Origin of the sequence: Delftia deserti (genome assembly GCF_042653485.1) — a bacterium.
Taxonomy (GTDB): Bacteria; Pseudomonadota; Gammaproteobacteria; order Burkholderiales; family Burkholderiaceae_C; genus Comamonas; species Comamonas acidovorans.
Genome location: NZ_JBHSIH010000001.1, coordinates 5,387,459 through 5,401,244 on the forward strand (window position 1 = coordinate 5,387,459; position 13,786 = coordinate 5,401,244).

Consider the following 13,786-nt stretch of genomic DNA (forward strand, 5'->3'; position numbering starts at 1 on the left):
GCGCAGGGTTTTTCATTTGCATTTGCAGCGTGTCATGCGGGCAGCTCGCATCGCAGTGCTGAAAGCCTGCTCATTCCAAGAAAACAGCGGGCCATCTGAGTCCGACAGAAGGGATTGCCATGGGGGTGCTTCGCACGAAAGCGATCAGTGGGTTGCAGGGGGCTCCGGCGCACAGCCGGCCCTGGGGCCGGTGGGGGTTGGGGCTGCTGCTGGGATCGGTGGCGCTGACGGCGCAGGCCGTGGGCGTGCGCCAGTTCAGCCCGCAGGGCGAGGTGGCCAAGGTCGAGCAGGTGGTGGTGCAGTTCGATGGCACGGCCGTGCGCTTTGGCGACCCCAAGGCGGCCGCGCCGGTCACGCTCAGCTGCAGCGATGCGGCGGCCACCCAGGGCACGGGCCGCTGGAACAGCGACCGCGAATGGGTGTTCGACTTCAAGCAGGCCCTGCCGCCCGGCGTGCGCTGCACGGCCCAGCTGGTGGCCGGCTACAAGTCGCCTGCGGGCACGGCCGTGACGGGCGCTGCCAGCTACCAGTTCCAGACCGGCGGCCCGGCCGTGCTGGACATGGCGCCCGACACCTATGAACAGATCGACGAGGAGCAGTACTTCGCGCTGCGCCTGTCGGGCCCGGCCACCGTGCAAAGCCTGCAGCAGCACATGTGGTGCACGGCCGAAGGCGTGGGCGAGCGCATTCCCGTGCGCCTGATCGACGGCAAGGAGCGCGACGAGCTGCTCAAGCACCGCGGCTGGGACAAGGCCGCCGCCAAGAACCCGCTGCAGTACGCCACGCTGGCCTGCAACCGCCGGCTGACGGCGGGCACGACCATGAAGCTGGTCTTCGGTGCCGGCATTGCCACGCCCAACGGCGTGGCCAGCCGCCAGGACAAGCGCTTCGAGTACCGCGTGCGCGAGCCCTTCGCGGCCGAGTTCAGTTGCGAGCGCGAGAACGCCCAGGCCGCCTGCCTGCCGATCCGCCCCATGCGCCTGAGCTTCAATGCCCCCGTGCCGCGCAAGCTGGCCGAGGGCATTCGCCTGAGCAGCGGCGCCTCCAAGGTGGCGCCCGTGATCGACGGCGAATACGGCGAAAAGCTCGGCGAGGATTCGCTGGTGCAGAACCTGAGCTTCCCGCCCACCATGCAGGCCCAGGCGCGCTACACGGTGGAGCTGCCGCCGCAGTTCAAGGACGCGGCGGGCCGCAGCCTGAGCAATGGCGACATGTTCCCGCTGCAGGTGGCCACGGGCGCGCTGCCGCCGCTGGCCAAGTTCGCGGCCTCGCCCTTCGGCATCGTCGAGCGCTATGCCGAAGGCCCGGACGGCCCGGCCCTGCTGCCCGTGACGCTGCGCAATGTGGAGTCCGAGCTGGCCACCAGGTCCCTGGATGCCAGCCGCGTGAGCACCAAGCAGCCCGGCAGCGATGCCGAGATCATCGCCTGGATGCGCCGTGTGGCGGACTACGAGTCCTCCGACATGGACCGCAAGCGCGCCTCTCGCGACATCAAGGGCCCGCTGCCGCCCGTGATCGACAACGAAAACCGCGACTATGTGCAGACGCGCATGCTGTCGCTGCTGGCCGGCCAGGGCGACGTCAAGACGCTGGAGCTGCCCAAGCCCGTCAAGGGCGATCCGCGCCCCTTCGAGGTGGTGGGCATTCCGCTCACGCCGGGCTTTCACGTGGTCGAGATCGCCTCGCCGCTGCTGGGCCAGTCGCTGCTCGATGAGCGCTACGGCTCGGCGCGCAGCATGTATGTGCGCACCTCGGCCCTGGTGACCAATCTGTCCGTGCACTTCAAGCTCGGGCGCGAGAACGCGGCCGCCTGGGTGACCACGCTGGACAAGGGCCAGGCCGTGGCCAATGCCAAGATCCAGGTCTCCGACTGCAATGGCAAGGTGCTGACCTCGGCCACCACCGACGCCAGCGGCGTGGCGCGCCTGGACGGCCTGTCGCCCGAGCCGCCCCAGTGCACGGGCGGTGTCGGCTACCGCTCGCCGGCCTACTTCGTCAGCGCACGCGCCCAGGGCAAGGACGGCCAGCAGGAGCTGGCCTTCACCTGGAGCGACTGGCAGCGCGGCATCGAGTCCTGGCGCTTCAACGTGCCCACCAGCCGCAGCGCCCAGCGCGACGAAGTGGCCCACACCATCTTCGACCGCACGCTGCTGCGCGCCGGCGAGACCGTGTCCATGAAGCACCTGATGCGCACCCAGACCGGCATCGGCCAGGGGCAGGGCGGCTTTGCGCTGCCCGAGCAGCGGCCCACGCAACTGGTCATCACCCATGAAGGCAGCGGCCAGCAGTACACGCAGCCGCTGCAGTGGCGTTCCACGGGCACCGGCGGCCTGAGCGCGGAAAACAGCTTCTCCGTGCCCAAGGGCGCCAAGCTCGGTTCGTATTCCGTGGAGCTGCGCGGCGATGGCAACGGCTCGCGCGGGCGCAACAACCGCTTCGGCACGGGCAGCTTCCGTGTCGAGGAATTCCGCCTGCCCGTGCTCGAAGGCCGTGTGGGCCCCGAAGGCAAGCAGGCCCTGGTCGGCGTCTCCAGCCTGCCGGTGCAGGTGCAGGTGAACTACGTCTCCGGCGGCCCGGCGGCCAACCTGCCGGTGCGCGTGTCCGCCCTGGTGCGCTCCACCTGGACGGACCGCAGCGACTGGCAGGGCTTCAGCTTCTCGGCACCGCGCAGCGCCCAGGACACGGGCCAGAGCGATGACGAGGAGGCCACGGCCTCCCAGGACAGCAAGGTGGTGGCCGACAAGCTGCCCGTGACGCTGGACCGTGAAGGACTGGGCAAGCTCAAGATCGAGAACCTGCCCAAGCTGCGCGAGCCGCGCGAGCTGCTGATCGAGGCCACCTATGCCGATCCCAACGGCGAGGTGCAGACCCTGCGCAGCACGCAGATGCTGTGGCCCGCGGCCATCGTGGCCGGCGTGCGCGCCGAAAGCTGGATCACCACGGGCCGCAAGCTCCAGTTCCAGGCGCTGGCGCTGGGCGTGGACGGCAAGCCCCAGGCCGGCGTGCCGGTCAAGGTGGAGGCCATCTCCCGCGTCACCACCAGCAGCCGCAAGCGCCTGGTGGGGGGCTTTTACAGCTACGACAACCAGACCACGCTCAAGTCCATGGGCACGGTATGCACGGGCAACAGCGATGCCCAGGGCATGGTGCAGTGCGAAGCCCAGCTGTCGCAGCCCGGCGAGGTGGAGCTGATCGTCACCGCCTCCGACAAGGATGGCCGGCCCGCCCAGGCCGCCTCCAGCGTCTGGGTCACGCGCCAGGGCGAACTGTGGTTCGGCGGCGAGGACCATGACCGCATGGACGTGCTGCCCGAAAAGCGCAGCTACGAGCCTGGCGAGACCGCGCGCTTCCAGGTGCGCATGCCCTTCCGCTATGCGACGGCCCTGGTCGCCGTGGAGCGCGAAGGCATCGTCAGCACCCAGGTCATGCAGCTCAATGGCCAGAACCCTACCGTGGAGCTGAAGGTCCAGCCCGACTGGGGCCCCAACGTCTACGTGAGCGTGCTGGCCCTGCGCGGGCGACTGCGCGAGGTGCCCTGGTACAGCTTCTTCACCTGGGGCTTCAAGGCGCCGCGCGAGTGGTGGAACGCCTTCTGGCACGAGGGCAAGGAGTACATCGCGCCCACGGCCCTGGTCGACCTGTCCAAGCCCGCCTACCGCCTGGGCATGGCCGAGATCCGCGTGGGCACCAAGGCCCATCGCATCGACGTCAAGGTCACGGCCGACCAGGCCAGCTACCAGGTGCGCGGCACCGCCAAGCTCACCATCAGCGCCACGCTGCCCGACGGCAAGCCCGCCGCTGGCGCCGAGGTGGCGCTGGCGGTCGTGGACCAGGCCCTGCTGGAGCTCATGCCCAATACCAGCTGGCAGCTGGCCGACGCCATGCTGCGCCGCCGCGAGTGGGGCGTGCAGACATCGACCGCGCAGATGGAGGTGATCGGCAGGCGCCACTACGGCCGCAAGGCCGTGGCCGCTGGCGGCGGCGGTGGCCGCAGCCAGACGCGCGAGCTGTTCGAGACGCTGCTGCTGTGGAATCCGAGCGTGGTGCTCGATGCCCAGGGCAAGGCCCAGGTCAGCGTGCCGCTCAACGACTCGCTGACCACCTTCCAGGTGGTGGCGGTGGCCGACCATGGCGTGGCGCTGTTCGGCACGGGCCAGGCGCCCATCCGCACGGCCCAGGACCTGCAGATCATCAGCGGCCTGCCGCCGCTGGTGCGCGAGGAGGACCAGTTCCGTGCCATGGTCACGCTGCGCAACACCTCGGCCAAGGCCATGAAGGTGCAGGTCACGCCGCGTGCCACGCTGCTGGAGCTGGCAGCGCAGACCGTGGAGATTCCCGCGGGCGAGGCGCGCGAGGTGGCCTGGAACGTCACGGCGCCGGCCCAGCTGGGCCAGACGCGCGCAGAGGCGCTGATCTGGGAGATCGAGGCCCGCGACACCGCAGGCGGTGACAAGCCGGCCAGCGACAGGCTGAAGGTCAGCCAGCGCATCATCCCGGCCGTGCCGCTCACGGTGCAGCAGGGCACGCTGATGCAGGTCGATGGCAGCATCAACCTGCCCGTGCAACTGCCGGCCGATGCGCTGGCCGGCCGCGGCGGCCTGCGCATGTCGCTGGCGCCCAAGCTGGCCGAAGGCCTGCCTGGCGTGCGCGACTGGTGGGCGCGCTATCCCTACAGCTGCCTGGAGCAGGTCACCAGCAAGGCCGTGGGCATGAGCGACGCCACGCTGTGGCAGTCCACCATGGGCCAACTGCCCAGCTACCTGGACAGCGACGGCCTGGCCAGCTACTTCCCGCTGGCAGGCGACGGCTCGGGCCGTGCGGCCCGCGGCAGCGATACGCTGACGGCCCACCTGCTCAACCTCTCGGCACTGGCGCAGGGCGTGGACAAGCGCTTCGTGCTGCCGGCGGCCGAGCGCGAGCGCATGGAAAACGGCCTGATCGCCTTCGTCGAAGGCCGCATCCAGCGCAGCTTCTGGAGCCCGCGCAAGGATCTGGACATGCGCAAGCTGGCCGCCATCCAGGCGCTGGCGCTGACGGGCCGCGCCAATCCGCGCATGCTCGACAGCATCACCATCGCGCCCAACGACTGGCCCACGCATGCCGTCATCGACTGGGTGGCCCTGCTCAAGCACATGCGCGAGCTGCCCCAGCGCGAACAGCAGCTGGCCCAGGCCCAGCAGATCCTGCGCGCCCGCCTGAGCTACCAGGGCACGCGCGTGGCCTTCAGCAACGAGCAGGACGACCAGTGGTGGTGGCTGATGCAGGGCCCCGAGGTCAACCTGGCCCGCCTGATGCTGGTCAACATGGACGACCCGACGTGGAAGGAAGAGCTGCCGCGCCTGGCCAACGGCTTCATCTCGCGCCAGAGCAACGGCGCCTGGGGCACGACCACGGCCAACCTGTGGGGCGCGCTGGCACTGCAGCGCTTCTCGCAGCAGTTCGAGGCCACGCCCGTGACGGGCGCCACCCAGGCGGCTTTGGGCGCGTCCCAGGCCCGCGTGGAGTGGAGCCAGGTCACGCGCATGCGCGCCAGCGACACCGAGGGCGCGGCCCACCAGGCGTCCAGCTTCGGCGCGACCACGGTGGTCGGCGGCCTGCGCAACAACACCATGTTCCTGCCCTGGAGCGCGGTGGGTGATGCCCGCAAGGGCCAGCTGACGGTGACCCAGCAGGGCACCGGCAAGCCCTGGCTCACGCTGCAGTCGGTGGCGGCCGTGCAGCTGAAGGCGCCGTTCAGTGCCGGCTACACCGTCACGCGCACGGTCAAGCCCGTGGAGCAGGCCGACAAGAGCCTGCCCGCAGGCCAGTACTCGCGCGGCGACGTGCTGCGCGTCACGCTGGAGGTACAGGCCCGCACCGACATGACCTGGGTGGCCATCACCGACCCCGTGCCCACGGGCGCCACCATCCTGGGCGGTGGTCTGGGGCGCGACTCGGAGATCGCCTCGGGCGGCGAGCGCGCCGAAGGCTCGGGCTGGCTGGCCTATGAAGAGCGCAGCTTCGAGGCCTACCGCGCCTACTACCAGTACCTGCCCAAGGGCAATACGCGCGTGGAGTACACCGTGCGGCTGAACAATGCCGGCGACTTCGCGCTGCCGCCCACGCGGGTGGAGGCGCTGTATGCGCCCGAGATGTTCGGCGAGGTTCCCAACGCCCGCATCAAGGTGGGCGACAAGCGCTGATGCAGCGTTGATGGCGCCCTGACAAGGGGGCGGCCCTGCGGCCTATGATGGCTGCAGGACCGCCCCCTTTTTTCATCACCCTCCGCTCCATGGCACAAGTCATTCTCTCTCCGGTTCCCGCGGGCAGCGCCCTGCAGGACCGCCTCAAGACCGCCTATTTCCACGACAGCTACCAGCTGCAATTGCCGGACGACGGCAGCAGTCCCATGGCGCTGTACCTGCGCTGCGTGGGCCGCACGCCGGGCTGGATCGACTTTCTGATGCGCCTGCGCAACCGCGTGGTGGCGCCCTTCGGCATCAAGGACCTGGGCACGCTCAGCGGCGTCGATGCGCAGCGCCAGCCATCGAGCTACCGCGTGGGCGACCGCGCCGGCATCTTCCGTGTCCATGCCCTGAGCGACAGCGAAGTGGTGCTGGGCGACAGCGACCGGCACCTGGACGTGCAGGTCTCCCTCATGCGGCTGCCCGGCCCCGAGGGCGCGCCGTCCGGCACCTTCACCGCCGCCATGTCCACCGTGGTCCATGTGCACAATGCCTTGGGCCGCATCTACATGCTGGGCGTGACGCCGGCGCACCGCGTCATCGCCCCGGCCGTGGTGGCCAGGCTGGCCGGCTGAAAGCTGCGGATGGAGCCGTCGGCTGTCCAGGCCATCAAAATGGCCGTCGTGGGTGCCTCGGGGCTGTCCAAGGACGCCTTGCATATCTACGTGGGCCTGACGGTGGCGCTGGCCGCCTGCGCCGTGCTGCGCAGACCCCTGGGCAGCTGGACGCCCCTCCTGGCGGCCCTGGCGGTGGCCATGACGGGCGAGCTGCTGGACATGCGCGACGATATCGCGAGCCTGGGGTATTGGCGCTGGGGCGCCAGCCTGCACGACATTGCCAATACCGTGTTCTGGCCCGCCGTACTGGCTGCGCTGGCGCGCTGGAGCAGCGTGCTGGGGCGTCGGCCCTGAAGTCAGCAAATCGGAAGCCTTTGGCGTTGGCGTCCGACGCCTGCTTCCACGCCGCCCTTGCATACTTGCGGCCTTTGCCCGGCGGACATCCCCCGAGCAGGGAACGCGGCCCACCCCACAAGGGCAGGGCCGCCACCATTGCGAATCGGTTCCCGGGCACACCATTGATCACAAGAGAGAGGGTATATGCCAGACACGACCACCGATCCCCGACCGGCGCCACCCGCGCCACCGGCGGCTGCGCCACCGGATGCGCCGCAAACGGCCACACCATCGCCAGCCGAGCCTGCACCGCGCATCACGTTCTCCGGCCCCGTCGTCATTCCTTCCCTGCTGGTGCTGGGCCTGCTGCTGCTGTACTGCGGCCTCATGCCCGACAGCGCCGACCGGCTGTTCTCCAGCGCCCAGGCCTGGGTGGTGGGGCACATGGACTGGTTCTATGCCGTCTCGGTCACGCTGTTCCTGGTCTTTCTGATCTTCGTCGCGTCCAGCCGTTTCGGTGATATCCGCCTGGGTCCCGATGATGCGGAGCCCGAGTTCAGCTTCATCTCCTGGACCGCCATGCTGTTCGCCGCCGGCATGGGCATCGGCCTGATGTACTTCGGTGTCGGCGAGCCGCTGCAGCATTTCCTCAAGCCGCCCACGGCCGTGCCTTCCACGCCGGCTGCCGCGCGCGAGGCGCTGCAGTCCACCTTCTTCCACTGGGGCTTCCATGCCTGGGCCGTCTACGGGACCATGGGCCTGGTGCTGGCGTACTTCGGCTTTCGCTACAACCTGCCGCTGACCATGCGCTCGGGCCTGTATCCGCTGCTGGGCAAGCGCATCAACGGCCCCATCGGTCACAGCGTGGATGCCTTCGCGCTGGTGGGCACCATCGCGGGTATCGCCACCACGCTGGGCTATGGCGCGCTGCAGCTGGCCGCCGGCCTGCATACGGTGACGGGCTGGGACACCTCCACGGCGCTGTTCCGCATCTCGGTCATCGTCATCGTGGTCTGCCTGGCCGGGCTGTCGGCCGTCTCGGGCCTGGACAAGGGCGTGCGGCGCCTGAGCGAGTTCAATCTCGTGCTGGCCTTCATCCTGCTGGCCTTCGTCATCGTGGCCGGGCCCACGGTCTTCCTGTTCGAGGCGCTGAGCGAGAACATCGGCAACTACCTGTCTGGCCTGGTCCAGCTGTCGTTCCGCACCTTCGCCTACGAGCCGCCCAGCCAGGAAGGCTGGTTCGGCGGCTGGACCATCCTCTACTGGGCCTGGTGGATCTCCTGGTCGCCCTTCGTGGGCATGTTCATCGCGCGCATCTCGCGCGGGCGCACCATCCGCCAGTTCGTGACCGGCGTGCTGCTGGTGCCCACGGCCTTCAACCTGCTGTGGATGACGGCCTTCGGCAACAGCGCCATCTGGATAGACACCCACGTGGCCATGGGCGCGTTGGGGCAGACGGCCTCGAACGTGGATGCGCTGCTGTTCCGCTTCTTCGAGTACCTGCCCTGGTTCAAGCCCGTGGCCTGGCTCACCATCGTGCTGATCGCGGTGTTCTTCGTCACCTCGGCGGACTCCGGGGCCTTCGTGGTGGACAACATCGCCTCGCGCGGCCATGCGCGTTCGCCGGTCTGGCAGCGGCTGTTCTGGGCTGCCGTGCTGGGCGTGACGGCCATGGTGCTGATGCTGGCCGGCGGCCTCAAGGCGCTGCAGGCCATGACCCTGGTGGCGGCCCTGCCGGTGGCCGTCATCATGCTGGCCCTGTGCTACGGGCTGTGGCGCGGGCTGCAGGCCGACCGCGCGCACTTCTCGCCCGACCTGGCCCCGGCCACCAGCTTCTGGAGCGGCCAGCACTGGCGCAAGCGCCTGGAGCAGATCGTGCACCAGCCCTCGCGCGCCGATGTGCGCAGGTTCCTGGCCGGCGTGGTGCTGCCGGCCATGAACGAGGTGGCCGCCGAGATGCAAAGGCGCGGCGTGCAGGCCGTGGTCACCGAGGACCTGGACGGCGAGGGCGCCGTGCGCCTGACCGTGCCCGATCCCTCGCTGCGCGACTTTGTCTACGGCGTGCGCGCCACACGCCGCACGGTGCCCACCTTCCTGGTGAGCGAGGCGGCCAGCGAGCAGGAGCGGCGCCATGTCTACGAGCCCATCACCTTCTTCGAGGACGGTCGCCTGGGCCACGATATCCAGTACCTGCGCAGCGAGGAAGTCATCGCCGACATCCTGCGCCACTACGAGCGCTACCTGTCGCTGAGCGCCGACCAGCGCACGCATCTGCTGAACCGGGCTCCGGGCCACAGCTGAGCCGTGCCTGGCAGCGCCGCCGTCGCGGCACCCCGGGCCTTTGGGTAAACACCGGGGTGCCAGCCGGCGGCCGCCTGCGGATACTGGGCGCTGCCATGCAGCTCGAATACTCTACCCATTCGCAGGAGCCACGCCATCGTTTCGACTACTGGCACGAGGTGGTCTGCCGCCACGGCATCCCGGCGGACAGCGTGACCGAGGCGGCCTTCGCGCATGGGTTCTCCGATGCGGCGCACTTCAGCCGAGCCTTCCGCAAGGCTTTCGGCTGCACGCCCCGCAGCCTGCTGGCCGCCTGAGCAAGGTCGCTGTCCCTCACGAACAAGCGTCGGGGCTGCAGGCTCCCTAGCATGGGGCTGCCGTGCGTCCCGTGCGGCTTTTCCAGTGCAACAACGGTGGCGCCCCGGAGCCGGGCGCCGGGAGACATGCCATGAACGACAGCGAACTGCACCATCTCGAACTGCTGGAGGTGGGGCGCGAGATCCAGTCCCGCCGCATTTCCTCGGAAGAGGTGACCCGCCACATGCTGGCGCGCATCGAGGCCGTGGACGCGCGGCTGCACAGCTACGTGACGGTGATGGCGCAGCAGGCGCTGGAGGACGCCCGCCGCGCCGACGCGGAGTTCGCGCAGGGCCGCCGCCGTGGTGCGCTGCACGGCGTGCCGCTGGCGCTCAAGGACCTGCTGTGGACCCGGGGCGTCCCCACCACGCATGGAATGACGCTGCACCGCGACCATCGCCCCACGGAAGATGCCACCGTGGTGCGCAGGCTGCGCGAGGCTGGCGCCGTCATCCTGGGCAAGCTGCAGCAGACCGAAGGCGCCTTCGCCGACCACCATCCCGAGATCACTGCCCCCGTCAACCCCTGGGGCGCCCAGCTGTGGCCCGGGGCCTCGTCCAGCGGCTCGGGCGTGGCCACGGCGGCGGGGCTGTGCTTCGGATCGCTGGGCACGGACACCGGGGGTTCCATCCGCTTTCCATCGGCCGCCAACGGCATCACGGGGCTCAAGCCCACCTGGGGCAGGGTGAGCCGCCACGGCGCCTTCGAATTGGCCGCGTCCCTGGACCACATAGGCCCGATGGCGCGCAGTGCCGCCGATGCCGCAGCCATGCTCGCGGCCATCGCCGGGGCGGACCCGCTGGACCCTACGGCCAGCCAGTGCAGCGTGCCCGACTATCTGGCCATGATGACGCGCGGATTCTCCGGCCTGCGCCTGGGCATGGACCGGCAATGGGCACTGGACGGCGTGGATGCCCCCTCCCGCCAGGCGGTGGAGCAGGCCCTGGCGGTGGCGCAGCGCCTGGGTGCCAGCGTGCAGGAGATCCGCTTTCCCGATGCCACCCAGGCGGTGCAGGACTGGCCGGCGCTGTGCGCGGTGGAGACCGCCGTGGCGCACGGCGCCACTTTCCCTGCACGGCGCGAGGCCTATGGCCCCGGGCTCGCCGGGCTGATCGACCTGGGGCTGGGCCTGTCCGCCACCGACTACCAGCGGCTGCTGCTGCGCCGCGCGGACTTCACGGGCCGGGTGCGTGCACTCTTCGCGCAGGTGGACCTGCTGCTGGTCCCCGCCACGGCCTTTGCGGCCCCCACGCTGCAACGCATGGCGCATTTCGGCTCCGATGCCGAGCTGTTCTCGGGCATGCTGCGCTACACCTGCCCCTTCGACCTCACGGGCAGCCCCACGATCACGCTGCCCGGCGGACGGACGCCTGAGGGCGCGCCTGTGGCCTTCCAGTTCGTGGCCCCCGACTTCCGCGAAGACCTGCTGGTGCGCGCGGGCTGGGCGTTCCAGCAGGCCACGGACTGGCACAGACGGCACCCTGCTGCCTGAACTGCCCGAGCCGCCTGAGCCGCCAGTCCGGTGGCGCGACACGGGCCTGTCACACAGCCTTCCTAGACTGGCGTGATGTCCTTGATCGAGATGGAAGGTGTCGCCAAGTCCTGGGGTGGCACCACGGCACTGCAGGCCCTGGATCTGCGCATTGAACCCGGATCCTTTTGCGTGCTGCTCGGTCCCTCGGGCTGCGGCAAGTCCACCACGCTGCGCATCATCGCGGGCCTGGAAAGCGCCACCTCGGGCCGCGTGCGCATCGATGGGCAGGACGTCACCCAACTGCCGCCCGCTCGGCGCGGCATTGCCATGGTGTTCCAGAACTACGCGCTGTTCCCGCACCTGACGGTGGCGCAGAACATCGGCTTCGGCCTGTCCGTGCGCAAGGTCCCGGCGGCCGAGGCGTGCCGGCGCATCGACGAGGCCGCCGCGCTGCTGGGCCTGGACGCGCTGCTGGCACGCAGGCCCGGCCAGCTGTCGGGCGGCCAGCAGCAGCGCGTGGCGCTGGGCCGCGCCCTGGTGGCCCGCGCCCGGGTCTGCCTGATGGATGAGCCGCTGTCCAACCTCGACGCCCAGCTGCGCCAGGAAATGCGCACCGAGCTGCGCCAGCTGCAGCGGCGCCTGGGCCTGACCGTGGTCTATGTCACGCACGACCAGGCCGAGGCCATGGGCATGGCCGACCAGGTGGTGCTGCTCAGCCAGGGGCGCGTGGAGCAGTGCGCCGCGCCCCAGGAGATCTACAGCCGGCCCGCCACCACCTTTGCCGCGCGCTTCATCGGCACGCCGGCCATGAACATCGCGCGCCTCGATGGCCTGCACATCGCGGGCAGCCATGCCAGCGCCGCGCCCGCCGGCCTGCAGCAGCCGGCCCAGGCGCGCTGGCTGGGCGTCAGGCCCGAGGACATGCGCCTGTCGCTCCATGGCGATGTCGGCAGCGGCCCCGTGGTCGCTGCCGACATCGAAAGCCTCGAATACCTGGGCGCCGACCTGGTGCTGCGCTGCCGCGTGGGCAGCGAACAACTGATGGTGCGCACCGCTGGCAGCCAGCTCGGCGGCCTGCAGCCGGGCCAGCTCGTGGGCCTGCGCTGGGCGCGCGAGGCCACGCATTTCTTTGACGAAAAGGGGCGGCGCTGCACGGCCTGATGCCGAGGCACCGGCCCCCAATTCCTTCGCCAATCCACCGTTTCAGCCGTTTCAGCCGTTCCGGCTTTCGCACCCGAAGCACCTTCCAGGAGAGTCCGCCATGCAACGCCATGCCTTCCTCAAAACCCTTGCAGCCGCTGCCGCCGTGGCCGCCACGGGCCTGCTGAACACCGCCAGCGCGCAGACGCCGCTGGAGGTGCCGTTCTACTACCCCGTGGCCGTGGGCGGCCCCATCACCAAGGTGATCGACGGCTATGCGGCCGAGTTCAACAAGGCCCATCCGCAGTACCGGATCACGCCCGTCTATGCGGGCACCTACCAGGAGACCATCGTCAAGGCGCTGACGGCCCACAAGTCGGGCAAGCCGCCGGCCGCCTCGGTGCTGCTGTCCACCGACATGTTCACGCTGATCGACGAGGACGCCATCGCCCCCATCGACGACTTCGTGAAGACCGATGCCGACCGGGCCTGGCTCAAGGGCTTCTACCCGGCCTTCATGGCCAACAGCCAGGCGGGCGGCAAGACCTGGGGCGTGCCCTTCCAGCGTTCCACCGTGGTCATGTACTACAACAAGGAAGCCTTCAAGGAAGCCGGCCTGGACCCGAACAAGGCGCCGCAGAACTGGAAGGAACTCAAGGAAGCCGCGCACAGGCTGACGAAGAAGGACGCCGGCGGCAAGGTCGTGCAGTACGGCATCCAGATCCCGTCCACGGGCTTTGCCTACTGGATGCTGCAGACGCTGACCACGCCCAATGACGTGCTGCTGGCCAACGAGGCCGGCACCCAGGTCACGCTGGACAGCCCCAAGGTAGTGGAGGCGCTGGACTTCTGGGTGGGCCTGGTCAAGGAAGGCGTGCACCCGGCCGGCGTGGTGGAGTGGGGCACGACGCCCAAGGACTTCATGGAAAAGAAGGCCGCCATCATCGTCACCACCACGGGCAACCTGACCAATATCCGAGCCAATGCCAAATTCGACTTCGGCGTGGGCCAGATCGCAGGCAATGTGCGCAAGGGCTCGCCCACGGGCGGCGGCAACTTCTACCTGTTCAAGAAGGCACCCCGGGAGCAGCAGGAGGCGGCCTTCCAGTTCATGAAGTGGGTCACCCAGCCCCCGCTGGCCGCGCAGTGGAGCATGGACAGCGGCTACGTGGCCGTCTCGCCCGCCGCCTATGACACGCCCGCGCTCAAGAAGTACGGCCAGGACTTCCCGCAGGCCCTGGTGGCGCGCGACCAGCTGCCGGTATCGGTGGCCGAGTTCTCCACGCATGAGAACCAGCGCGTGACCAAGGTGCTCAACGACGCCGTGCAGGCCGCCCTCAACGGCAGCAAGACCTCGGCCCAGGCCCTGCAGGATGCGCAAAAGGAAGCAGACCGCATCCTGCGCCGCTACAAGTGAT

Annotated in this window: 7 protein-coding genes and 1 pseudogene; all 8 read left to right on the plus strand. The window is 69.6% G+C overall.

The features are described 5' to 3' along the window. Positions 1-119: 119 nt before the first annotated feature. Positions 120-6,182: an alpha-2-macroglobulin family protein gene (locus ACFPFG_RS25520; RefSeq protein WP_380108767.1), complete on the plus strand. Its 6,063-nt coding sequence runs from the start codon at positions 120-122 to the stop codon at positions 6,180-6,182. 89 nt (positions 6,183-6,271) lie between these two features. Further along, positions 6,272-6,799 carry a DUF2867 domain-containing protein gene (locus tag ACFPFG_RS25525; RefSeq protein ID WP_183019894.1) on the plus strand — a complete coding sequence of 176 codons (528 nt, stop codon included), beginning with the start codon at positions 6,272-6,274 and terminating at the stop codon, positions 6,797-6,799. 39 nt (positions 6,800-6,838) lie between these two features. After that, positions 6,839-7,135 carry a hypothetical protein gene (locus ACFPFG_RS25530; protein WP_084027320.1) on the plus strand — a complete coding sequence of 99 codons (297 nt, stop codon included), beginning with the start codon at positions 6,839-6,841 and terminating at the stop codon, positions 7,133-7,135. Between the two features lie 186 nt (positions 7,136-7,321). Beyond that, a complete protein-coding gene (locus tag ACFPFG_RS25535) occupies positions 7,322-9,418 on the plus strand; it encodes a BCCT family transporter (protein ID WP_183019893.1) in 2,097 nt (698 codons plus the stop codon). A gap of 191 nt (positions 9,419-9,609) precedes the next feature. Then, positions 9,610-9,714: pseudogene (locus tag ACFPFG_RS25540) on the plus strand (helix-turn-helix domain-containing protein); the annotation flags it as partial. Positions 9,715-9,845: 131 nt separating this feature from the next. Further along, the gene (locus tag ACFPFG_RS25545; protein WP_380108770.1) at positions 9,846-11,246 is read left to right on the plus strand and encodes an amidase; all 1,401 of its coding nucleotides are present in this window, start codon (positions 9,846-9,848) and stop codon (positions 11,244-11,246) included. A 75-nt stretch (positions 11,247-11,321) separates the two neighbouring features. Further along, positions 11,322-12,389: an ABC transporter ATP-binding protein gene (locus ACFPFG_RS25550; RefSeq protein WP_374617942.1), complete on the plus strand. Its 1,068-nt coding sequence runs from the start codon at positions 11,322-11,324 to the stop codon at positions 12,387-12,389. Positions 12,390-12,489: 100 nt separating this feature from the next. Beyond that, a complete protein-coding gene (locus tag ACFPFG_RS25555) occupies positions 12,490-13,785 on the plus strand; it encodes an ABC transporter substrate-binding protein (protein WP_380108772.1) in 1,296 nt (431 codons plus the stop codon). Position 13,786: the final 1 nt, after the last annotated feature.